This window comes from Brachyspira catarrhinii (genome assembly GCF_005518285.1).
Taxonomy (GTDB): domain Bacteria; phylum Spirochaetota; class Brachyspiria; order Brachyspirales; family Brachyspiraceae; genus Brachyspira; species Brachyspira catarrhinii.
The window spans coordinates 1-277 of the sequence record NZ_SJDU01000902.1 but is presented as its reverse complement, the minus strand read 5'-3'; the positions used below and the strand labels follow the sequence as shown (position 1 = coordinate 277).

Here is a 277-nt window from a genome sequence, read left to right as displayed (position 1 = left end):
ATTTTGTCGTAAAATCGGCGTCTACGGTTGGCGAAATAAAAATCGGTTTCGTTTCGGCAAACAACTATACCTACACTTTAAGCTACGAAGTTGTGGATAATGAAGGAACTGACGATAGTAGCAAAATATTAAAGTCGGATACCGACTACGCAAACAATGTATTGACTATCAAAGATACGGGGCTTGCTAAAATAAGGGCTATACCGAGTGTGGATGCTCCCGCCGTAAGAACGATTACGATTAATTTCACTTTTACGGCAGACGATAAAACTTTGAA

The 277-nt window shown here is 39.7% G+C and carries 1 protein-coding gene; it reads left to right on the top strand.

Annotated features, from left to right (window positions below; all coding sequences use genetic code 11):
• A partial coding sequence (locus EZH24_RS14645) for a hypothetical protein (protein WP_161976220.1) occupies nucleotides 1-277 on the top strand: 277 nt, incomplete at both ends.